Below are 21,959 nucleotides of genomic sequence, written 5' to 3' on the forward strand. Positions count from 1 at the left end.
CGAAGAAGCTCGGCGCGTCACCCGAGCCGATCGAGCAGCGCCGGCAGGTCCGCGACCGAGTCGAGGATGTGGTCGGGCCGATCCACCGCCAGATCGAGCACCGGCTGCCGGAACTTGCCGGTGCGCACCAGCACCCCGGTCATGCCCACCCGCTGCGCCGGCAACACGTCGCTGCGGAAGTCGTCACCCACCATCACAGTCGACGCCGGATCGGCGCCCATCAGTTCGGCCGCGGTGAGGAAACCCGCGAGCGACGGCTTGCCCACCGACACGATCCGCGACCCCGACGCGTCCTCGAGGCCCGGCAGGTACGCGCCCGTGTCCAGTCGCAGCCCGTCCGACTCGGACCACATCAGCGCGCGGTGCATCGCGACCACCGGCACGCCCGAGACCATCAGGTCCAGCACCCGGCTGAGCGCCTCATGGGTGAACTCCGGGCCCGCGCCACCGATCACGACGACGCGCGGGTCGACGTCGTCGAACTCGACGTCCGGCATGTCGGCGCGGATGTCGCCGTGATTGAGCAGCAGCACCGGCTCGCCCGGATACGTCGAGCGCAGGTACTCGGTGGTGAGCCGCGCAGCCGTCACGATCTCCTCCGGCCGGACGTCGAAGCCGGCGGCACCCAGCGCCGCCGCGATCTCGTCGCACGTCCGGGACGTCGTGTTGGTGAGGAACGCGCGGACGCCGCCGCGTCGGCGCACCTCCGCGAGCGCCTCCACGGCGCCCGGCACCGGCTTCCAGGAGGTGACGAGCACCCCGTCGATGTCGAACAGCACGCCCTCGACCCCGGTCATGAATCCGAGGGTAACCAGCGCGACCGGTCCGTGCTGCGCTGCCGGAAAAGTGACCTGCTGCACAACGGACGCTAGGATCGACCGGTACGCGTGACCTCCTGTACCACCTAACCCGAAACCGGAGAGCCGACCGTGACGAACACCCTCGAAGCCAGCATCGAGATCGCCGCCACCCCGCAGGACGTGTGGACGATCGTGTCCGACCTCAAGCGGATGGGCGAGTGGAGCCCGCAGTGCCGCAAGATGCGCGTGTCCGGCGAGGTCCGAGAGGGCACCAAGACGTTCAACATCAACCGCAAGGGCTTCCTGGTGTGGCCGACAACGTCCAAGGTCGTCCGCTTCGAGCCCAACAAGGCCATCGCGTTCCGGGTCAACGAGAACCGCACCATCTGGTCGTACACCCTCGAACCCACCGAGACCGGCACCCGCGTCGTCGAGCGCCGTGAGGCCCCCACCGGCACCAGCCAGGTCTCGCAGTTCCTGATCAAGACCGTCCTCGGCGGCGCCGAGTCCTTCGAGGCCGACATGATCGTCGGGATGAACGCGACCCTCGCGCGTATCAAGAACGAGGCCGAAGCCCTCGCCGTCGGCTCCCGGTAGCACATCGCGACCCACCGGTTCTCGGTGGTCACGTAACCTGTGTCAGCACGAGCGGCACACGCCGCCGTCACACTCGAACAGGTAAGAGGAGCCCGTGGCACGTCGACCGACACCCCCTGGTACCCCCCAGCCCACCGGCGTCGGCCACGTCATCGGCCTCGTCAAGGCGGCCGTCCCGCCGCTGCATCCGGCGGGTCTGCCGTTCGTGCTGACCCCCCTCGCGGTGGCCGCGGTGGGACGCAACCGCAAGTGGGTGCGTCGCGCCGGGCTCGCGTCCGCGGCCGCGTGCGCCACGTTCTTCCGGCACCCGCACCGGGTGCCGCCGAACCGGCCCGGCGTCGTCGTGGCGCCGGCCGACGGTGAGGTGGCGCTCGTCGACACCGCCGTCCCCCCGGCCGAACTCGGCATGGGCGATCAGCCGCTGCCGCGCGTGAGCATTTTCCTGTCGGTCCTCGACGTGCACGTCCAGCGCACACCCGTCGCCGGACTGGTCAGGAAGGTGGTGCACCAGCCCGGCCAGTTCCTGTCCGCGGACCTGGCCGACGCCAGCGAGGTCAACGAGCGCAACAGCATGCTGATCGAGACGCCCGACGGCCACGACGTCGCCGTCGTACAGATCGCCGGCCTGCTCGCCCGCCGCATCGTGTGCGAGGCCAAGGAGGGCGACAAGCTCACCATCGGCGACACGTACGGACTCATCCGGTTCGGCTCCCGCGTCGACACGTACTTCCCCGCCGGCACCACGCTGCTCGTCGAGCGCGGCCAGCGCACCGTGGGCGCCGAGACCGTCCTCGCGCAGCTGTCGTGAGACCGGGCCGCCCCAGCGGACGGAACGCCGTCCGATTACTGCCGAGCATGATCACGATCCTCGCGCTGTGCAGCGGGCTGTCGGCGGTGAAGTTCGCACTCGACGGTGAACTGGGGACCGCGCTCGCGATGATCGGCGCCGCGGCCGTCCTCGATTCGCTCGACGGCCGCATCGCCCGCATGCTCGACGCCACCAGCAAACTCGGCGCCGAACTCGACTCGCTGGCCGACGCCATCTCGTTCGGCGTCGCGCCCGCGCTCGTGCTGTACGTGACGCTGCTCGACGGCAACAACTTCGGCTGGATCATCGCGCTGTTGTTCGCCGTCAGCATCGTGCTGCGCCTGGCCCGGTTCAACACGCTGCTCGACGACGACACGGTGCCCGCCTACACGAAGGACTTCTTCGTCGGCGTGCCCGCACCGGCCGGCGCCCTGATCGCGCTCACACCGCTGGCGGTCTACATCCAGTGGGGTGACGGGTGGTGGTCGTCGATCGGTGTCGTTACCGTGTGGACGCTGCTGTCGGCAGCGCTCATCGTCAGCCGCATCCCCACGCTCGCGATGAAATCGGTGTCGGTGCCCGGCCACATGGCCGCCGCACTCCTGGTACTCGTCGCACTCGCCGCCGCCGCGCTCGTCACGTACCCGTACATCCTGCTGATGGTGCTCGTCGGCGTGTACCTCGTGCACATCCCATTCGCGATCCGCTCGAAGCGGTGGGTCGCCGCCCGCCCCGAGACCTGGGACTTCAAGCCGTCCGAGCGTCGTGCCATCCGCCGCTCCCCCAACGGCAACCGACGCTCCGCCGCCCGCCTGGGCCTGCGCCGCCCCCGCTGAGCCCGGCTTTCCCTGCCCCTCCTCCCTCCCGCGTTTTGCGCACTTATCGCGGGAATCCCGGCCCCCTTCTCGCGTTTTGCGCACTTATCGCGAGGGGCGGGGGCCGAGTTTTCGCGTTGCGCGCACTTGACGCGGGCGGTGGTCAGAAGTGGCGGGCCCGGGCGCTTCGGGCGCGCAGCACGGCGCCGTAGATCTCGTCGATCACGGCGTGGGGGTCCACCATCATCTCCTTGGTGACGAAGTGGATCTGCCAGCCGGCCCGCCGGAGCTTGTTCTGCCGGACCCGGTCCCGCGCTATCGCCGAACCCTGCCCGTGCCACTCCCCGTCGTACTCGACGACCAGGCGTTCCTCCTCGAATCCGAAGTCGACGCGCGCGACGAACTCGCCGTCGGCGTAGATCTGCAGTTGCGGCTCCGGGTCCAGTCCCGCGAAGTGCATCCGCACGCGCAGCTCCGATTCCGGCGGGGACTCCGCTCGCGGATCGCAGAGCGCCAACGCCTCCCGCGCCCGCACGATGCCGTGATCGTGCCGGCCCTCGAGATACGACGCCATGCGCGCCCCGGTCGTCAGCTTCGCGCGCAGGATCCGGTCGGCGTCGGCGACGGCGCGGACGAGTGGCCCCGTCGAGAGCACGTCGAACGTCATGCGTTCGGGACGGGCGATCGCGATCTGCTCCCACGGCTGATGGTCTCCGGCGTCGATCGCGACGCGTCGAACGTTCAATCCCGGACGCCGGTTGACCCGACATCCGGGTAGCGCGATCACGTCCACCGGATCCGACGCCGAGGCAAGGTCGACGCCCCGCACCACCGCGGCCGACCGGCCGGTGAGCACCAAGGTCCCCTCACCGGTGAGCGCGGCGGCCCGGCATCGCAGTTCGTGGCTGACGCGAACCCCGGTCGGGCAGTAGACGCCGCGGAACAGTCGGCGAACGCGGGGGCCGCGCAGGTCCGACGGGCGGAGCGCTCCCTCACGGACGGCATCGCGTCCGACGAACACCTCGGGCAGTTCGGGTCTCTTCCTCCTCATGACGGATCACGGTGCCCCACCGCGCCCACCACTCCTCCTCCGAAACCCGCCCGAACCCCGAGTTATCCACAGCCTCCACGCTTCTCCACAGCCCACCCTCTTCGCGTTTTGCGCACTTATCGCGAGAATCCAGGTCCCCCACGTCGCGATAAGTGCGCAAAACGCGGGAGGGAGGGGTGCGGCAGGTGCGATAAGTGCGCAAAACGCGGGGAGACAGGGGACGCGACGGGCCGCACTAGGCTGGACCGCGTGACCTCACCCGAACTGACGCTCACGATCCGACTCAACACGTCCGCGGCGGACGCCCGACGCGGGGTGGTGCGCCTGCACCCCGAGGCGCTCGCGGCTCTCGGGCTGCGGGAGTGGGACGCGATCTCGCTGATCGGGGCGCGTCGGACGGCGGCGGTCGCCGGGATCGCGCCGGCCGGAACCCCCACCGGGACGGCGCTGCTCGACGACGTCACACTGTCCAACGCCGGGCTGCGCGAGAACGCGACCGTGGTGGTCACACCCGTCGCGGTGTACGGCGCACGCACCGTCACGGTGAGCGGATCGGCGATGGCGCAGCAGTCCATCCCCGACGCGACGCTGCGGCAGGCGCTGCTCGGCAAGGTCCTCACCGTCGGCGACGCCGTGTCGCTGCTGCCCCGCGACCTCGGTCCCGGCACCAGCACGACGTCGGCCACGCAGGCCCTCTCGCGCACCTTCGGCGTCACCTGGACGTCGGAGCTACTGACCGTCACGGGCGTCGACCCCTCGGGCGGACCGGTGAGCGTGCAACCGAACTCGGCCGTGCGCTGGGGTGCGGGTGTCGCGCACGCCACGCCCGCACCGACGACGTCGTCCGCACCGACGGTGGTCGAGCCGCGGGAGGCCGACGTCGTGCCGGTCGAGGACCTCGTCGGCGCCCACGCGCAGGCCGCGAAACTGTCCGAGTGGCTGACGCTCGCCCTCGACGAACCGGAACTGCTGCAGAAGCTCGGTGCGTCACCGCATCTCGGGGTGCTGGTCACCGGGCCGGCCGGCGTCGGCAAGTCGATGCTCGCGCGTTCGGTGCTCGCCAAGCGCCGCGTGGTCGAACTCGACGGTCCGGGAGTCGGTGCGTCCGAGGCACAGTCGCGGCTCGAGCGGGTCACCGCGGCCGTGGACGCCGTCCGCTCCGGTGGCGTGCTGCTCGTCACCGACATCGACGCGCTGCTGCCGGCCACCCGCGAGCCCGTCTCGACGCTGATTCTCGACCAACTGCGCCGCGCCGTGGACACCGAGTCGGTGGCGTTCGTCGCCACCACCGCGCATCCCGAGGACCTCGACGACCGACTGCGCGCGCAGGACCTGTGCGACCGTGAGCTGTCGCTGTCGCTGCCCGACGGCGCCGGACGCCGCCAGTTCCTCGAACTGCTGCTCCGCAAGGTGCCGACCGCCGACCTGGATCTGCCCACGATCGCTTCGCGGACACCAGGATTCGTCGTCGCCGACCTGGCCGCCCTGTGCCGGGAGGCCGCCCTGCGCGCCGCGTCCCGCGCGAGCAGCGACAAGGCGGAACCGAAGCTGACGCAGGACGACCTGGTGGGTGCCCTCGAAGTGATCCGCCCGCTGTCGCGTTCGGGCACGGAGGAACTGGCGATCGGCAGCGTCACCCTCGACGACGTCGGCGACATGGTCGAGACCAAGCAGGCGCTCACCGAGGCGATGCTGTGGCCGCTGCAGCACCCCGATTCCTTCGCGCGCCTCGGCGTCGATCCGCCGCGGGGCGTCCTGCTGTACGGTCCGCCCGGTTGCGGTAAGACGTACCTTGTTCGCGCCCTTGCCAGTTCGGGTCAGCTCAGCGTGCACGCCGTCAAGGGTGCCGAACTCATGGACAAGTGGGTGGGCTCGTCCGAGAAGGCGGTGCGCGAGCTGTTCCAGCGGGCCCGCGACTCGGCGCCGTCGCTGATCTTCCTCGACGAGGTGGACGCCCTCGCGCCGCGCCGCGGGCAGAGCTCCGACTCCGGCGTCTCCGACCGCGTCGTCGCCGCACTGCTCACCGAGCTCGACGGCGTCGAACCCCTGCGCGACGTCGTCGTCCTCGGCGCCACGAACCGGCCGGACCTCATCGACCCCGCGCTGCTACGCCCGGGCCGGCTCGAACGCCTGGTGTTCGTGCCGCCACCGGACGCGGACGCGCGCAAGGAGATTCTGCGGACGTCGGGCAAGTCGGTGCCGCTCGCCGACGACGTGGACCTGGACGCCCTGGCGCAGGATCTCGACGGCTACTCCGCCGCGGACTGCTCGGCGTTGCTGCGCGAGGCCGCGCTCGCGGCGATGCGGCGTGACGTCGACGCCGCCGACGTCACGGCCGCCGACGTCGCCGCCGCACGCGAGAAGGTGCGCCCCTCGCTCGATCCCGACCAGGTGGCGCATCTCGAGGCGTACGCCGAGAACCGCTGACGCGCAGCCGCCCTACTGCCAGCGGGCGAGGAGCTCGTTCGCCCGCACGGCCAGGGCGGCCTGCAGCAGCGGACCGAAGCTGACCCGGCCGACGCCGAGGGCCGCGAAGTCGGCCTTACCGCCGCGCACCGGATCGGCAATTGCGTTGACGGGCAACGGCAGTGCCGACGTGAGCTGCCGGTACACGTCGTCGCTGTGGAACCCCACCGGGTACAGCACGTCGGCCCCGGCCTCGGCTGCGAGGGTGAGCCGGGCGATGGCCCGCTCGACGCGATCCGCCTCGTCACCGACCTGCTTCAGGAACAGGTCGGTGCGCGCGTTGACCACCACGTGCACCCCCGCGGCGTCCGCGGCACTGCGCAGGCCGCCGACGAAGTCCGCGTGCTCCTGCGCCTCGCGCAGCCGGCCGCCCTCGCTGTGCACGGTGTCCTCGATGTTGAGGCCCACCGCGCCGACCTCCACGAGACCGTCGATAAGCTGCTGCGGCTGCAGGCCGTAACCCGCCTCGATGTCGACGGACACCGGCAGGTCCACCGCCGCGGTGATCTGCGCGACGCGCGTCGTGAGCTCGGTGAACGTCATGCCCTCGTTGTCGGGCCGGCCCACCGAGTCGGCGACCGGGTGGCTGCCGACCGTCAGGGCCGCGAATCCGGCCTCGGCGGCGAGGCCGGCCGACCACGCGTCCCACACGGTCGGGAGGATCACGGGGTTCCCGGGCTGGTGCAGTGCGAGCAGATCGCTCGCCTTCTGGGTGATCGCAGTCATGAGCAGTCCTCGCGTCGCGGAGTGGGAAGTCCATCGTGGCACGCCGGCGGGCGTCGACCACTCCTTCCGCTCACCCGTTCCCGGACGCGAGCCGGAGGGACTACCGCCTGCAGGACGCCTTGGCCTGCTCGACCTGATCGTCCGTCAGCGGCGGCGCGGGCAGCGGCGTCCGCTCCGCCCCCTCCGCCCGCAGGCCGTCGAGCACCAGCGCGAGATAGCGGCGCCACGCCTCGGGCGCGACCGGTCGGACGAAGTCGATGACGGACTCGACCATCCGGCTGACCGCGAAGAGATCGTTGACGGTGACGTCCGGTCGCAGCGCACCGGCGTCGCGGGCCCGGGCGATCAGGGCATCGACCACCGGCGTCACCCGCTCGCGCGCGCAGGCGATCTGTTCCCGGCCCTCGTCGCCGGTGAAGAAGACGTCGGCCATACCCCGATTGAGCGCCATCTGCTCGCAGGTGAGGGCGACGAACTCCACCAGCCCCTCCCACGGATCCTCGTATTCGAGCGCGGCGCTCGCACTGTCGGCCAGGTCGTCCATGTGCTGCTGGAACACCCCGTCGACGAGTTCCTGCTTGCAGGTGAAGCGGCGGTAGACGGTGCCGACGCCGACCTCCGCGTGCCGCGCGACGTCGTCGAGAGTGATGTCGATGCCACGGGTCGCGAACAGTTCTGCCGCGGCGTCGAGAATCTTGCGGCGGTTGCGCTCGGCGTCGGCGCGTAGCCGGCGACCTCCTGTGACGGTGCTCACGATTCTCATTCTGCCATCCCCGAAATTGCGACATACCCGGACAAACCGCTCCACGGGAGAAAATCAAGTGGAGATATCTCCTCCACTTAGGCGTACGGTGACCTAAGTGGAGCTTACTCCTCCACTTCATTCCATCTCGGTGACTCGCACCACGACCCACGTCCAGAGGGGTTCCTCATGAGCAGCACCACAATCGATCCGCCGGAGACCGTGCCGGGAGAACAGACGAGAGAGCACCGTCTGCGCTGGTTCGTCCTGGCCGTCATCGGACTGGCCCAACTGATGGTGGTGCTCGACGCCACCATCGTGAACATCGCGCTACCCGCCGCCCAGAAATCACTCGAATTCTCCGACGCCGACCGGCAGTGGGTGGTCACCGCCTACGCGCTGGCATTCGGCAGCCTGCTGCTGCTCGGCGGGCGCCTGAGCGACCTGTTCGGCCGCCGCAACACCTTCGTGATCGGCCTCGTCGGTTTCGCCGCGATGTCGGCAGTCGGCGGCGCTGCAGTGAACTTCCCGATGCTGGTCGCCGCGCGCGCCGGCCAGGGCGTCTTCGGCGCACTGCTCGCCCCGGCAGCGTTGTCCCTGCTGTCGGTCACCTTCACCAGACCCGACGAGCGCGCCAAGGCCTTCGGCGTCTTCGGCGCAATCGCGGGCGCGGGCGGCGCCGTGGGACTGCTGCTCGGCGGCGTGCTCACCGAGTGGGCCTCGTGGCGGTGGAGCCTGTACGTCAACCTCGTCTTCGCGGCCGTCGCCCTCGTCGGCGCGGTACTGATGATGGCGCCGCACAAGGCCGAACACCGGCCCCGGCTCGACATCCCCGGCACGGTCACGGTGTCGGCCGGGCTGTTCAGCATCGTCTACGGCTTCTCCCACGCCGAGTCGCACGGCTGGTCCAACGGCGCCACCATCGCGTGGCTCCTGGCGGGTGCGGTCCTGCTGGCGATCTTCGTCGTCATCGAGACCCGCGTCGCGCATCCGCTCCTGCCGCTGAGGGTGGTGCTCGACCGCACCCGAGGAGGCGCCTACCTGGCCATGTTCATCGCCGGCACCGGCATGTTCGCGGTGTTCCTGTTCCTGACCTACTACATGCAGACGGTCCTGCAGTACAGCCCGGTCGTCACCGGTGTGGCCTACCTGCCGATGGTCGCGGGCATGGTCATCTCGGCCACCACCTCCACCAGCGTGCTGCTGCCCCGGTTCGGTCCCCGGCCGCTGATGGCCACCGGCCTCACCCTCGTGGCGGTCGGCATGGTCCTGCTCGCCCAGCTCACCGTCGCCAGCACGTATGCGCCGCACATCCTGCCCGGCCTGGTGCTGCTCGGCGTCGGCATGGGAATGGTGTTCGCACCCGGCATGCAGGGGGCGGTCACCGGCGTTCGCCCCGAGGACGCCGGTGTGGCCTCCGCGACGGTGAACACCATGCAACAGGTCGGTGGGTCGATCGGCACCGCGCTGCTCAGCACGATCGCGGCGACTGCCGCGACGAGCTACCTGTCCGACGCGGCCCCCACCCCGCAGAGCCAGGCCCTCGCTGCAGTGCACGGCTACACCACCACGTTCTGGTGGTCGGCCGCGATCTTCGCTGCGGGAGCGGTGATCTCGGCGTTCCTGCTACCCGGCGGCAAGCTGCCCGCAGCAGCGGACGCTCCCGAGGGTCAGCTGGTGATGGCGCACTGACGTCACCGAGTTCGCCCGAACGGCGGCGATCACGCTGAGCGTGGTCGCCGCCGGAACGCGTTGCGCGCCAGGTAGCGTCGGGTCGGTGACTCCGACCGTCCGCGCGTCCCTGTCCGCCGTCGCCGCCCTGTTCGCCGGGGTGCTGGCCACGTTCGTGCTCGTCAATCCACCCCAGTGGCGTTCGAGTTTCAATGCGTCCGAAGGGCAGCTGAACAGTTGGAACGCCGCCGTGCCCACCGGAGTGGTGGTCGGATGTGCCCTCGCGGTAGTGACCTGCGCGCTGTTGCTGCGGGCGTCGTCGACGCGTCCCGCCTGGATCGGGGCGGTCGTCGCGACGGCCGTGCTCATCGCAGCCCGGCTGACGGTGTCCGGCGTCGGTGACCTCGAGCAGCTCACGCTGCTGTACTACGCCAAGTGCCTCGCCGGCGGCGTCCTGCTGGGCGCAGCCGTCGCGGCGGTGTGGGCGCGGCCGGTCCCCCGACTCGCGCTCGTCGGCGCGGTCGGCGCGACGTTCGTGGTCGCGCACACCGCGAAGGCGGACTGGGCACCGAGCACGTCGGCCCTCGGCGAGCCGTTCTGGTGGATCCTGATTCCCGCGCTCGTCCTCGCTGCGGTATGCGCGGTGGTCGACGACGCCACACCCGAGCGCATCGACCGGGACACCGCGCTCGGCGTGACCCTCGCCGCCGTCACTTTCGCCCTCGCACACCGACTGCTCGGCGAGTGGGTCGACCGGCAGACCGGTTCGCAGTTGCAGCAGTGGGTCGTCGCCGCGCTGTGCCTCGTACTCGTTGTCGCCCTCGCCGAGTTCTGGGCACGACGTCTCGACGCGCCGTTCCTGCTCGCGGCCACGGCGGTCGCGGCCGTCACACCTTTCGTCGCGACGGTGCTCGGTCAGGAGTACCTCCGACTGCGCCCTTGGGTGTCGGTCGCGATCGGCGTCGTGGCCGTCGCGGTCGGGGTCGCCGTCAGCCTGGCGCGCCGCATGCCGATGATCGGTCTCGCCGTGCTCGCGCTGATCCCGCTGTCGGTCCTCGTCGCACCGGGCACCACCGACAACCCGGGATGGGTCCTCGTCCAGCTCGCAGCCCTCGGGGTCGGCATCGGGCTCGGCCTCGGCTCCACCGTGCCGAGCCGCGCCGCCACCGGCGCACTGGGCCTCGCGGTACCGCTCCTGTCGCTGGTGTTCGCCCGAGTGGTCGGTGTCACCACGTCGTTCGTGATCTACAGCGGCGCGTACGAGCCTCTGCCCGGCGTTCCGTTCGCGCTATCGCAGGATGACTACTCCTACACCGGCAACCGCGTACTGATCAATTCTTCGATGCCGACCATCACCTTCGACCGCACCGCCGCCGTCGCGATGTTGCTCGTCGTCGTGTTCTGCGCGCTCGCGATCCGCGGGCAGCGGAGGCAGCAGTCCGCCACGCTCCCGGAATGACCTCACGGACATCCGTCACAATGCGTCAGTCGACGAGATCCAACTCTCGCAACCGTGCGAAGACGAGCCGGGATCCGGGCGCCGTCTCGGGCATCGCGGCGTATTCGTCTTCGGTGAAGTAGCGGATCTCGGCGACCTCGCTGGTGGGCTTCGGCTCGTCGTCGAGCTCCGCGAGGAAACACGTCATGTGCAGCCGGGTGCCGGGTCGGTGGCCGAACGCGGGCGCCTCGAACACGCCGAGTTCGACGACCGTGCCGTCCACGATCCCCGTGTCGAGCTCCTCCCTGACCTCTCGGTGCAGAGCCTGCTCGGGGGTTTCACCTGGGTCGATCTTGCCGCCCGCCATGTAGAACGCGGTCTTGCCGGCCGATCGGGCCTGCAACATCCGGCGATCGCGGATGTGGGCGAGGGCGGCGGTCCGGATCACGGTGGGATTCTCGTCTGACACCCGTTGGAACGTACTCCCGTCGGGCCGACCCCACCGACCTCGGCCGATTTGCCCGGTTGATACCGATTGAGGCGTCAACTCGAGCACTTAGTAAGATGAACGCCGTAGTCCACTTTGCTAGCTAGTGAAGGGTCTGCCCGACTCTCGGCTCACGCCGATTCGTCACCCCGCCGCACCACAACCCGACGGAGTGCCATTTGCTTGTCATATTGATCGCCCACGCGATAGCCGCCGTTCTGGCTCCGCTCGCCGTGCGATCAATAGGGCGCAACGCGTTCTTCCCGCTCGCACTGGTACCACTCGCGAGCCTCGGCTGGGTGATCGCGAACTGGGGCACCGAACAGGAACTGAACATCCGGTGGGTGCCCGGTCTGTCGATGGACATCGACATGCGGTTCGACTCCCTCGCCGCGATCATGTCGGTGCTCGTCCTCGGCGTCGGCGCGCTGATCCTCGTGTACTGCGCGCGCTACTTCAAGGACGACGAACCCCGCCTCGGCATCTTCGCCGCCGAGATGGTCGCCTTCGCGGGCGCCATGTTCGGCCTCGTGACCAGCGACAACATGCTGATCCTCTACACGTTCTGGGAATTGACGACGGTCCTGTCGTTCCTGCTGGTCGGCCACTACGCCGAGCGCGCCACCAGCCGCCGCGCCGCCACCCAGGCGCTCCTGGTGACCACCGCCGGTGGCCTCGCGATGCTCGTCGGCATCATCATGCTCGGCCAGCTGGTGGGCAGCTACAACCTGTCCGACGTCGTCGCGAACCCCGCGAGCGGCTGGCTCGCGAGCGTCGCGATCGTGTTGGTGCTCATCGGTGCGCTGTCGAAGTCGGCGATCGTGCCGCTGCACTTCTGGCTGCCCGGTGCGATGGCCGCACCCACCCCCGTCAGCGGCTACCTGCACGCCGCGGCGATGGTGAAGGCCGGCATCTACCTGGTCGCGCGGCTGGCCCCGGGCTACGCCGACTCGCCGCCGTGGCGGGTCACCATCATCGTGCTCGGCCTGGCGTCGATGCTGCTCGCCGGCTGGCGCGCGCTCCGCTCGTTCGACCTCAAACTCGTTCTCGCTTTCGGCACCGTCAGCCAGCTCGGCTTCCTCATGGTGCTCGTGGGCGTCGGCTCCCGCGACGCGGCTCTGGCCGGCATGACGATGGTCGTCGCGCACGCGATGTTCAAAGCCGCGCTGTTCATGGCGGTCGGCATCATCGACCACACCACCGGCACCCGCGACATCCGCAAGCTCGCCCGTCTCGGGCCGAGCGCCCCGTGGCTGGCGGTCATCGCAGCACTTGCGGCCGCGTCGATGGCGGGCCTGCCGCCGTTCCTCGGGTTCGTCGGCAAGGAGGCCGCGCTCGAGTCGATCCTGCAGGCCGACGTGCTCGAGCCGTGGGCCCGCACCTCGATCGTGGTGGCGATGGCGCTGGGCTCGATCCTCACGGTCGCCTACAGCATCCGGTTCGTGTGGGGCGCGTTCGGCCGCAAGCGGCTGCGCAACCCCAGCCCGCCGGTGGCGAACATGCACGCCCCGGGTGCGCTGTTCCTCGCTCCGCCTGCCCTGCTCGCCGTGGCGGGTCTGGTGGCCGGACCGCTGTCGCCGCAGCTCGAGAAGCTGCTCACGCCCTACTCGACGACGCTGCCCGCGGGTCCGCACGCCGACTACCACCTGGCCCTGTGGCACGGCGTCAACACCCCGCTGCTGCTCACCGTCGCGATCGTCGTCGTCGGCACCGTGTTGTTCGTCGCGCACCGATGGGCCGTCCAGCGACTGCGCTTCCAGCACCCGCCGCTCGGCAACGCCGACCGGGTGTACGACGCGACGCTGCGTGGCATGGACACCCTGTCGATGCGACTCACCGGTTTCACGCAGCGCGGTTCGCTGCCGCTGACGCAGTCGACGATCCTCGCGACGCTGGTGCTGCTGCCGATCGTCCTGCTCGCGCTGCGCACCGACGTGTGGGCGCATATCCGGCTCTGGGAGTCGCCGCTGCAGCTCACCGTCGGGCTGATGATGATGGCGGCCGCCTTGGCCGCGACGGTGCTGCGCAACCGTCTGGCCGCGGTGATCCTCGTCGGGCTCAGCGGCTACGGCTGCGGTGTCATCTTCGCGCTCCACGGCGCGCCGGATCTGGCGCTCACCCAATTCCTCGTCGAGACCCTGACGTTGGTGATCTTCGTGCTGGTGCTGCGCAAGCTGCCCGCCGAGATCGACGAGCGCCAGGCCATCGGCTTCAAACTGCCGCGGGCCCTGCTCGCGATCGGTGTGGGCGTCGCCGTCACGACGATCGCCGCGTACGCGATGAACGCCCGCAACTCGGTACCGATCCATCTCCAGCTGCCCGAGGCGGCCTACACGCTCGGCAACGGCCGCAATGTGGTGAACGTGCTGCTCGTCGACATCCGCGCGTGGGACACCCTCGGCGAGATCTCGGTGCTGCTGGTCGCCGCGACCGGTGTCGCGAGCCTGGTGTTCCGGCACCGCCGGTTCGGGACGGCGCCGCGCGTGTCCGACGCCCCCGCCGGAATCCTCGAGGCGGCGTCGAACACCGAGACGACGTGGCTGCGCGGCGGCGACCTGATCGACCCCCGGCACCGTTCGCTGGTGCTCGAGGTGACCACCCGCCTGATCTTCCCGACGATGATGGTGCTGTCGGTCTACTTCTTCTTCTCCGGGCACAACGCGCCCGGCGGCGGCTTCGCGGGCGGTCTCACCGCGGGTCTGGCGCTGGTGCTGCGCTACCTCGCCGGTGGCCGCTACGAACTCGGTGAGGCCGTGCCCATCGACGCCGGCAAGATCCTCGGCCTCGGTCTCGCACTCGCCGCCGGCACGGCGCTGACGTCGCTGTTCCTCGGGGCGCCGCCGCTGTCGTCGGCGGTGTTCGAGGTGACGCTGCCGCTGCTCGGCCACATCAAACTCGTCACCGCACTGTTCTTCGACCTGGGGGTGTACCTGATCGTGGTGGGCCTCGTGCTCGACGTGCTCCGCAGTCTCGGAGCCCGACTCGACGCACAGGAGGAGGTGAACGCCCGATGAATGCCGATCTCGCGACGCTTGTCCTCATCGGTGTCCTCACCGCGTCCGGCGTGTACCTGCTCATCGAGCGCAGCATCACGCGCATGCTGCTGGGCCTGCTACTCGTGGGCAACGCCGTCAACCTGCTGATCCTCACCGTCGGCGGACGCTCCGGCAACCCTCCGATCGTGGGCCGCGAGTCGGTGCACGAGGAGATGGCCGACCCGCTGGCACAGGCGATGATCCTGACCGCGATCGTCATCACGATGGGTATCGCGGCGTTCGTGCTGGCCCTCGCCTACCGATCGTTCAAGATCAACACGGCGGACCGCGTCGAGGACGACCCCGAGGACACCAAGGTCTCCAAGCGGCGTACCCCGGCGGAGGCGCCGGACCGCGACCGCTCCGACGACCCGCTCACCGGTGCCCCGTCCAAGGGCGGTGACGCCTTCGACGCCGAGGGCAATCCGATTCCCGTGGAACTGCTCGAGGATCCCGAGGGTTACGAATCCTACGAGGAGCTGCGCGACGGGGACGACGAACTGGAAGCCGAATCACCGGGAGGTAAGCGATGACGCTCTCCCCCGAACTCATCGGCACGCTGGCCCCGCTGCCGGTCCTGATCCCCATGATCGCGGCCGCGGTCACGCTGATCCTCGGTCGGCGCCCCACCGCGCAGCGCTGGATCACCCTGGCCGCCCTCGTCGGCGTCACCGCGGTCTCCGGGATGCTGCTGTACCTCGCCGACCGCCACGGCACCACCGCGATCCAGGTGGGCGGCTGGGACACCCCGATCGGCATCACCCTCGTCGTCGACCGGCTGTCCGCACTGATGCTGCTGGTGTCGTCGATCGTGCTGCTCGCCGTCATGATCTATTCGATCGGTCAGGGCATCCGCGACGGCCACGAACACCAGCCGGTGTCGATCTTCCTGCCGACGTATCTGGCGCTGACGGCGGGCGTGTGCAACGCGTTCCTCGCGGGCGACCTGTTCAACCTGTACGTCGGGTTCGAGGTGCTGCTCGCCGCGAGCTTCGTGCTGCTCACCCTGGGGGCGAGCGCCGACCGCGTCCGGGCCGGCGTCTCGTACGTCATGGTGTCGATGGTGTCGTCGCTGATCTTCCTGTGCGGCATCGCGTTCGCCTACGCCGCGACCGGCACCCTCAACCTCGCGCAGATGGCGCTGCGGTTCGACGACATCCCGGTCGGCACCCGCATGGCGATCTTCGGCGTGCTGCTGGTGGCGTTCGGCATCAAGGCGGCGGTGTTCCCGCTGTCGACGTGGCTACCCGACTCCTACCCCACCGCCCCGGCCCCGGTCACCGCCGTGTTCGCGGGCCTGCTCACCAAGGTCGGCGTGTACGCGATCATCCGCGCCCACACGCTGCTGTTCCCGCAGGGCGAGCTCGACAACGTGCTGATGGTGTGCGGCCTGCTCACGATGATCGTCGGCATCCTCGGTGCGATCGCGCAGACCGACATCAAACGTCTGCTGTCGTTCACCCTGGTCAGCCACATCGGCTACATGATCTTCGGTGTCGCGTTGTCGACACAGTCCGGTCTGTCCGGTGCCGTCTACTACGTGGCGCACCACATCGTCGTGCAGACGACGCTGTTCCTGGTGGTGGGCCTCATCGAGCGGCAGGCCGGGTCGTCGTCGCTGCGCCGCCTCGGTGGCCTCGCCGCGGCCAGCCCGGTGCTCGCGATCGTGTTCCTCGTCCCGGCACTCAACCTCGGCGGCATTCCGCCGTTCTCCGGGTTCATCGGCAAGATCGCGCTGCTCCAGGCCGGTGTCGCGCACCCCAGCGTGCTGTCGTGGCTGCTCGTCGCCGGCGGCACCGTCACCAGCCTGCTGACGCTGTACGTCGTGGCCCGCGTGTGGACCAAGGCGTTCTGGCGGGCCCGCGCCGACGCCCCGGAAGGCGACCTCGCCGACGTCAGCCCGTCCGCGCTCATCGACGAGTCCGAGGAGGACATCGCGTTCGTCGACCGCGAGGACGTCGGCAAGATGCCGGTGTTCATGCTGCTGCCGACGATCGGACTGGTGGGCGTCGGCCTTGCGCTCACGATCTTCGCCGGTCCCATGATCGGGATCAGTGACCGTGCGGCGCAGGACCTGCAGAATCGAGACGTCTACATCACGGCCGTCCTCGGCGAGGGAGGTGCCCAATGACCCGCGAACGCGTACTCCGCGTCGGCATCCTCGCGTGGCTGACGGTGGTGTGGATCCTGCTGTGGGGCACGTTCAGCATCGCGAACCTGCTCGGCGGCGCCGTCGTCGGCCTGCTGATCATGTGGCTGCTTCCGCTGCCGCGGGTGCCCGTCGAGGGGCGCGTGCACCTGTTCTCGATGGTCAAGTTGGTGGGCACGATCATCTTCTACGCCGCGCAGTCGAGTGCGCAGGTGGCGTGGCTGGCCGTGCGGCCCGGTCCGCCGCCGGTCACCGGGGTCCTGCGCTGCAAGCTGGGCATCAAGTCGGACCTGGTGCTGACACTGTGCGTCGACGTCCTCAATCTCATCCCCGGCACGATGGTGCTCGAGGTGGATCAGGCGCGGCGCGCGGTGTACGTGCACGTCCTCGACGTCGGGACCACCAAGGCCGTCGACCAGTTCTACCGGACCACACGGCAGCTCGAACGGCTGTTCATCGCGGCGTTCGAACGCGACTCGGAGTGGCAGCCGGCGCCGTGGCATCTGCGCGACTACGAGTACCACGAAGAGGGCAGGGAGGACCGAGCATGACGGCCGTGATGATCGTCGCCGGAGTGATGCTGGTGGTGGCGGCGCTGCTCACCACCTACCGATTGTTGGCCGGACCGGGCAGCCTCGACCGTCTGGTCGCGATGGACACCCTCATCGCGACGGCGATCTGCGGTCTGGCGGTGTGGGCGGCGTACAGCGGCGACACCACGATCGTGCCCGCCATCGTCGCGCTCGCCCTGGTCGGCTTCGTCGGCTCGGTGAGCGTGGCCCGATTCCGGGTGAGTGACGACTCGTGAACACCTTCCTCGACATCCTTGCCGCGATCTGCATTCTGATCGGATCGTTCCTCGCGCTCACCGCCGCGATCGGCATCGTCCGCTTCCCCGACACCCTGTCCCGCATGCACGCGGCCACCAAGCCGCAGGTCGTCGGTCTGGTGCTGGTGCTGGTGGGCGCGGTGATCCGACTGCACGGCAACGTCGACATCTGGATGCTCGTGCTCATCGGGCTCTTCACGTTGCTGACGGCGCCGGTGATCGCGCACAGCGTCGGCCGCGTCGCCTACCGCGAGCAGCGCGGGCGCGACGGGCTGCTGATGAATCACAACGACGATCCGGGCACCTTCCGCTGATCCCGCGTTTTGCGCACTTGTCGCGCCGACGCCGTCCCTCACCCCCGCGTTTTGCGCACTTAGCGCGCGGTCGGGGCGTCCTGCGGGAGCGATAAGTGCGCAAAACGCGAGGAGGCGGCGGCACGGTAGAAGGTGCGCCAGTAGCCGTAGGCGAAGAGTGCGGGGACGCCGAGGAGTAGCGGCGCGGAAACGATCGGATACTCCGCGATCTCCACGGCGAGGAACCGATAGCTCAGCAGCAACGCGCCCAGCAGCACGGCGCCACCGGCGACGAGACGCACCCGGAACCAGCCCCAGCCGCGTTCGGGGGCGCGCAGCGCGGACTCGAGCGTCAGAGTCAGGACTACGCCGGCGATGAGGTCGACGCCGTAGTGGTAGCCGAAGCCCAAGGTCGCGCTGAGCGTGCAGACCAGCCAGAACGTGCCGCCCCAGCGCAGCCAGCGCGGCCCCTGCCGCGAGTGCAGGAACAGCGCGAGCGCCCACGCCGTGTGCAGGCTGGGCATGCAGTTGCGGGGGGTGGCGTCGTCGAACGGCATGGGCGACGGCGTCAGGTCGACCGGGACCACGGACGGCCAGAAGTCGCCCACCTGGAAGCCGTTGCCGTCGGCGCCGAACGCGAAGATCGGGCCCACCACCGGGAACAGGATGTAGAACACCGGCCCGATCAGCCCGATCAGCAGGAACGTGCGGACCAGGTGGTGCGACGGCCAGCCCTTGCGCAGCTGGTACAGCGCCACGACGATCGCGGCCACGGGCAGCTCGATGTACACCCAGTGCAGCACGGCGTAGCCGACCGAACCGGTGGCGTCGACGATGTTGCCCATCACCCACGACGGGTTGCCGAGCGCGTGGTCGGCGAGCTGGACGTACTGGTCGAGAACCTCAGGACCGGCGAGAACGGTGATGTGCAGCCACACGTCCCCGAACTTGGTGGCGACGATCAGCAGCGCGCCGAGGCCGACGCCCATGAGCGCGTTGCGGCGCTGCTCACCGGACCATTTCCAGCCGGCCCAGACGCCGATCGCGGTCAGCACGATCACCGCGCCGTTGCCGACGGTGAGCGATCCCCCCGCGAGGTAGCGGATCCCGGCGACGACGACGTCGATGACCAGCGCGCTCGACAGCGCCAGCACCCGTTGCCGGTTGGTGAGCCCCACCATCGCGAGGGCGAGCCCGGCCCACGGCACGGACGCCGACTTGGGGGTGCCGACGAAATCGTTGAGGAGGCTCGTCAGGGGTCCCTCGAACCCGCGTGACGACGCGAACACCTGCAGAGCGATCAGGATCGCGATACCGGCCGCGACGACGCCGCCGATCAGATAATTGCGGGTCCGGTCGGAGAGCCGCACCGGCTCCGTCCGCGCACCACCGTCCACCAACACGCCGTTCATAGTAAACGGCGGGTGAATTCGCGCTTACGTGTCCAGTTCGTCGACGAGCGAGCCGACGACGGCGCGCAGGTCGCCACCGGTCGCGGCGGCCACCTTGCGCTGACGCTGGTACGACGCTCCCCGCCTCGGGATGTCGGCGACGCGGGCAAGTTCGTCGGCGCAGCCGAGCCGCACGGCGGTGGGGGTGAGCTTCTCGAGAAGGTCGTCGAGGTCGTCGGTGACGAGCCGCTCGCGGTTGTCGGCACCCAGGATCACCTCGGCGTCGATGCCGTAGCGGGCGGCCCGCCACTTGTTCTCCTGCACATGCCACGGCGGCATCGACGGCAGCGTCTCGCCCGCCTCGAGACGTTCGTCGAGGTGCACGACGAGGCAGTGGATGAGGGCGACCAGCGCGGACAGTTCGGTGCGGGACGAGATCCCGTCGCACACTCGCACCTCGATGGTGCCCCACCGCGGCGCCGGCCGGATGTCCCAGTGCAGTCCGCCGAGGTTCTCGATGACGCCGGTGGTGAGCTGGTCGTCGACGTATCCCTCGAACTGCGTCCAGTTCTCGAACTGGAACGGCAGTCCCGCGGTGGGCAACTGCTGGAACATCAGTGCCCGGTTGCTGGCGTAACCGGTGTCGACGCCCGTCCACATCGGCGACGACGCCGAAAGCGCAAGCAGGTGAGGGTATTTCAGCAGCAGTGCGTTCAGGATCGGGAACACCTTCTCCTTCGAGGAGATCCCGACGTGCACGTGCACACCCCAGATCAACATCTGCCGCCCCCACCATTGGGTGCGCTCGATCAGCTCGTCGTAGTGCGGCGTCCGGGTGATCAACTGGGTGGACCACTGGGCGAACGGATGAGTGCCGGCGCACATGAGGTCGACCCCCAGCGGGTCGGCGGCCCGGCGCACCAGCGACATGGTCTCCGACAGGTCGTCCATCGCCTCGCCGACGTTGTCGCAGATGCCGGTCACGAGCTCGACGGTGTTGCGCAGCAACTCCTTGGTGACCCGGGGCTCGTCGGCCAGTCCACCGACGGCGTCGAACACCTCGGCGGCTGTGTTGGACAGATCACGAGTGGTCCGGTCGACCAGCGCGATCTCCCATTCCACACCGATGGTCGGACGCGGCGAACCTGCGAAGGGGACTCCCACAGAAACGATCCAACCACAGCGTCCTGGAGCCCGCACGGCTCCGCAAAGGCGCTGGCAGACGCGAAACGGCGGGGCCCGCGAGGGCCCCGCCGTTTCGGTGATCTGTGGTGTGGCGTCAGCCGCCGATGACACCGCAGGCGACGCGTCCGCCCGCGTCACCGGTGGACAGCGTCTGCTGGTCCGGCACGGCCGCATTGTCGGGCAGCGCGTAGCGGGTGGGGATGTTGCCGAAGTTGTCGGCGTCCGCGTGGATCATCAGCGCGGTGCCCTTGCCACCGTTCTTCAGGTCCTCGAGGGTGAAGGCGTCGGTGGTGGTGACCAGGTAGCCCTTGCCGTCCTCGCGGACCTCGAGCGACGTGAGGTCGCCGCTGGCCGGATGGCCGGTGTGGCCCTCGACCTGGAAGTGACCACCGGCGGAGAGGAAGTTGCCCGGCTCGCCGCCGGTGGGGGCGACGGAGTTGGGCTCACACTTGCCGACCGAGTGCACATGCAGGCCGTGGAAGCCGGGCGTCAGGCCCTGAGCGTCGACGGTGACCTGGACGAAGCCACCGTTCTCGGCGAGGGTCGCGGTGCCGACCTGGGAGCCCTTGGCATCCTTGAGCGTCACCGAGACGTTGTCGGCAGAACCGGTGGTGGTGGCGTGCTCGGAGCCGCTCTCACCGTGCTCGCCTGCGGGAGCGGGGGCACCGGTCCACACCGGCGGGGTGGTGCCGGGAACGTCGGTGGGCTCCTCGTTGTTCGAGCACGCGGTCAAGCCCAGCGCGGCGATCGCGACCAACGGGGTCACGACACGCCAGGACTTGCTACGGGAGAATTGCGAGGCCATCGAACCGCTCCTTCGAGGTGGTTGAAATCTGCGGATGATCATAACCAGCGGGTGGTACCGGACTACCCGGAGGTGACGATCACGATCACGCCGGGCGACGCGCTCTCGATTCCGGCAAAACGAGGTTCGGCCTTGACGCCGAGCTCGGCGGCGATGGCCTGGGCGGCAGCCTTCTCCGAGGCACTGCTGCCGTAGTAGACGGTGGTGGTCTGGATCTGCCCGTAGCTGTAGTTGCCGGTCTCGGAGACGTTCCAACCGCCGGACGTCAGCTCGTTCGCGGTCTGTGCGGCCAGGCCCGAGACGGTGCTGTTGTTGAACACCCGCACCGGCACGGACTTGTCGACCCGCGCGGACGTGGTGGCCGAGGCAGCGGTGGTCGACGTCGCGGTGCTGGTCGTGGTGGTCGGCTCGGCCGCGGTCGTGGTGGGGGCCGCCGTCGTCGTGCGCGCCGCGGCCGGTGCCGCGGCGGGGGCGGACGTGGTGGTGGTCGGCGAGGCCTCGGTGGCCGTCTCGTCGGAATCGGAGCCACCCAGGGAGGCCGCGCCGAGGCCGGCGAACAGGATCGCGAGGGCGATCAGCACCATCGCGATCGCGCGCAGCGGGGGGCCTGACGACTCTGGATTCGGGGTGGTCACTGTTCCGACCTTAATCGGCCCGTCGGACGCTTCCCG

At 69.6% G+C, this 21,959-nt stretch carries 21 protein-coding genes; 12 read left to right on the forward strand and 9 right to left on the reverse strand.

Going from position 1 to position 21,959, the window contains the following annotated elements:
- Nucleotides 1-17: 17 nt before the first annotated feature.
- Nucleotides 18-797 (reverse strand): HAD-IIA family hydrolase, encoded by a 780-nt coding sequence (locus tag C7H75_RS20055; protein ID WP_041674837.1) that lies wholly within the window; start codon nucleotides 795-797, stop codon nucleotides 18-20.
- A gap of 132 nt (nucleotides 798-929) precedes the next feature.
- Between C7H75_RS20055 and C7H75_RS20060 the strand changes: the two genes are divergently transcribed.
- From C7H75_RS20060 to pssA, 3 genes are all read left to right on the forward strand, one after another.
- A complete protein-coding gene (locus tag C7H75_RS20060; RefSeq protein ID WP_005517939.1) occupies nucleotides 930-1,397 on the forward strand; it encodes an SRPBCC family protein in 468 nt (155 codons plus the stop codon).
- Between the two features lie 94 nt (nucleotides 1,398-1,491).
- The gene (locus C7H75_RS20065) at nucleotides 1,492-2,205 is read left to right on the forward strand and encodes a phosphatidylserine decarboxylase (RefSeq protein WP_005517938.1); all 714 of its coding nucleotides are present in this window, start codon (nucleotides 1,492-1,494) and stop codon (nucleotides 2,203-2,205) included.
- A 47-nt stretch (nucleotides 2,206-2,252) separates the two neighbouring features.
- Complete coding sequence (pssA, locus tag C7H75_RS20070) at nucleotides 2,253-3,041, forward strand: CDP-diacylglycerol--serine O-phosphatidyltransferase (RefSeq protein ID WP_005517937.1); 789 nt, start codon at nucleotides 2,253-2,255, stop codon at nucleotides 3,039-3,041.
- A gap of 142 nt (nucleotides 3,042-3,183) precedes the next feature.
- On the opposite strand, the gene C7H75_RS20075 is transcribed toward pssA, so the two are convergent.
- Nucleotides 3,184-4,071, reverse strand: coding sequence for an endonuclease domain-containing protein (locus C7H75_RS20075; protein ID WP_084846315.1), 888 nt, complete (start codon nucleotides 4,069-4,071; stop codon nucleotides 3,184-3,186).
- Nucleotides 4,072-4,320: 249 nt separating this feature from the next.
- Here C7H75_RS20075 and C7H75_RS20080 point away from each other — a divergent pair, with 249 nt between their 5' ends.
- A complete protein-coding gene (locus C7H75_RS20080) occupies nucleotides 4,321-6,498 on the forward strand; it encodes an AAA family ATPase (protein ID WP_106851732.1) in 2,178 nt (725 codons plus the stop codon).
- Nucleotides 6,499-6,510: 12 nt separating this feature from the next.
- Here C7H75_RS20080 and C7H75_RS20085 read toward each other — a convergent pair whose 3' ends face one another.
- Both C7H75_RS20085 and C7H75_RS20090 read right to left on the reverse strand, forming a co-directional pair.
- Nucleotides 6,511-7,263, reverse strand: a complete 753-nt coding sequence (locus tag C7H75_RS20085) for an isocitrate lyase/PEP mutase family protein (RefSeq protein ID WP_064079545.1) — start codon at nucleotides 7,261-7,263, stop codon at nucleotides 6,511-6,513.
- Nucleotides 7,264-7,363: 100 nt separating this feature from the next.
- Entirely contained in the window at nucleotides 7,364-8,026 is a 663-nt protein-coding gene (locus tag C7H75_RS20090) for a TetR/AcrR family transcriptional regulator (RefSeq protein WP_064058413.1), read from the reverse strand.
- Nucleotides 8,027-8,194: 168 nt separating this feature from the next.
- On the opposite strand from C7H75_RS20090, the gene C7H75_RS20095 reads away from it, so the two are divergent.
- On the forward strand, nucleotides 8,195-9,697 hold the full coding sequence (locus tag C7H75_RS20095) for an MFS transporter (protein ID WP_081121071.1): 1,503 nt from the start codon (nucleotides 8,195-8,197) through the stop codon (nucleotides 9,695-9,697).
- Nucleotides 9,698-9,782: 85 nt separating this feature from the next.
- Complete coding sequence (locus C7H75_RS20100) at nucleotides 9,783-11,135, forward strand: hypothetical protein (RefSeq protein WP_106851733.1); 1,353 nt, start codon at nucleotides 9,783-9,785, stop codon at nucleotides 11,133-11,135.
- Between the two features lie 25 nt (nucleotides 11,136-11,160).
- On the opposite strand, the gene C7H75_RS20105 is transcribed toward C7H75_RS20100, so the two are convergent.
- Complete coding sequence (locus tag C7H75_RS20105; protein WP_005517929.1) at nucleotides 11,161-11,583, reverse strand: NUDIX hydrolase; 423 nt, start codon at nucleotides 11,581-11,583, stop codon at nucleotides 11,161-11,163.
- A gap of 197 nt (nucleotides 11,584-11,780) precedes the next feature.
- Between C7H75_RS20105 and C7H75_RS20110 the strand changes: the two genes are divergently transcribed.
- Genes C7H75_RS20110 through mnhG form a run of 6 tightly spaced genes read left to right on the forward strand, consistent with a single transcriptional unit; the run spans nucleotide 11,781 to nucleotide 17,928 of the window.
- The gene (locus tag C7H75_RS20110; protein ID WP_106851734.1) at nucleotides 11,781-14,615 is read left to right on the forward strand and encodes a Na+/H+ antiporter subunit A; all 2,835 of its coding nucleotides are present in this window, start codon (nucleotides 11,781-11,783) and stop codon (nucleotides 14,613-14,615) included.
- Complete coding sequence (locus tag C7H75_RS20115; RefSeq protein WP_005517927.1) at nucleotides 14,612-15,169, forward strand: Na(+)/H(+) antiporter subunit C; 558 nt, start codon at nucleotides 14,612-14,614, stop codon at nucleotides 15,167-15,169. The genes C7H75_RS20110 and C7H75_RS20115 overlap by 4 nt, the downstream gene beginning before the upstream one ends.
- Nucleotides 15,166-16,767, forward strand: coding sequence for a Na+/H+ antiporter subunit D (locus tag C7H75_RS20120; protein WP_106851735.1), 1,602 nt, complete (start codon nucleotides 15,166-15,168; stop codon nucleotides 16,765-16,767). The genes C7H75_RS20115 and C7H75_RS20120 overlap by 4 nt, the downstream gene beginning before the upstream one ends.
- The gene (locus C7H75_RS20125) at nucleotides 16,764-17,336 is read left to right on the forward strand and encodes a Na+/H+ antiporter subunit E (RefSeq protein WP_005517924.1); all 573 of its coding nucleotides are present in this window, start codon (nucleotides 16,764-16,766) and stop codon (nucleotides 17,334-17,336) included. Before C7H75_RS20120 ends, C7H75_RS20125 begins: the two co-directional genes overlap by 4 nt.
- Complete coding sequence (locus C7H75_RS20130; RefSeq protein WP_005517923.1) at nucleotides 17,333-17,593, forward strand: monovalent cation/H+ antiporter complex subunit F; 261 nt, start codon at nucleotides 17,333-17,335, stop codon at nucleotides 17,591-17,593. The genes C7H75_RS20125 and C7H75_RS20130 overlap by 4 nt, the downstream gene beginning before the upstream one ends.
- Nucleotides 17,590-17,928: a monovalent cation/H(+) antiporter subunit G gene (gene mnhG, locus C7H75_RS20135; RefSeq protein ID WP_005517922.1), complete on the forward strand. Its 339-nt coding sequence runs from the start codon at nucleotides 17,590-17,592 to the stop codon at nucleotides 17,926-17,928. Before C7H75_RS20130 ends, mnhG begins: the two co-directional genes overlap by 4 nt.
- Nucleotides 17,929-17,987: 59 nt before the next feature.
- On the opposite strand, the gene C7H75_RS20140 is transcribed toward mnhG, so the two are convergent.
- The 4 genes from C7H75_RS20140 to C7H75_RS20155 all read right to left on the reverse strand — a co-directional run bounded on the left by C7H75_RS20140 (nucleotide 17,988) and on the right by C7H75_RS20155 (nucleotide 21,923).
- Nucleotides 17,988-19,319 carry a phosphatase PAP2 family protein gene (locus C7H75_RS20140; RefSeq protein WP_081121074.1) on the reverse strand — a complete coding sequence of 444 codons (1,332 nt, stop codon included), beginning with the start codon at nucleotides 19,317-19,319 and terminating at the stop codon, nucleotides 17,988-17,990.
- 24 nt (nucleotides 19,320-19,343) lie between these two features.
- Nucleotides 19,344-20,462: a glutamate--cysteine ligase gene (locus C7H75_RS20145; RefSeq protein WP_005517916.1), complete on the reverse strand. Its 1,119-nt coding sequence runs from the start codon at nucleotides 20,460-20,462 to the stop codon at nucleotides 19,344-19,346.
- A gap of 115 nt (nucleotides 20,463-20,577) precedes the next feature.
- Nucleotides 20,578-21,288, reverse strand: a complete 711-nt coding sequence (gene sodC / locus C7H75_RS20150) for a superoxide dismutase[Cu-Zn] (protein WP_005517911.1) — start codon at nucleotides 21,286-21,288, stop codon at nucleotides 20,578-20,580.
- Between the two features lie 62 nt (nucleotides 21,289-21,350).
- Nucleotides 21,351-21,923: a LytR C-terminal domain-containing protein gene (locus C7H75_RS20155; RefSeq protein WP_005517909.1), complete on the reverse strand. Its 573-nt coding sequence runs from the start codon at nucleotides 21,921-21,923 to the stop codon at nucleotides 21,351-21,353.
- Between the last annotated feature and the right edge of the window lie 36 nt (nucleotides 21,924-21,959).

Origin of the sequence: Rhodococcus (subgen. Prescottella) equi, assembly GCF_003013675.1 — a bacterium.
Taxonomy (GTDB): Bacteria; Actinomycetota; Actinomycetes; order Mycobacteriales; family Mycobacteriaceae; genus Prescottella; species Prescottella equi.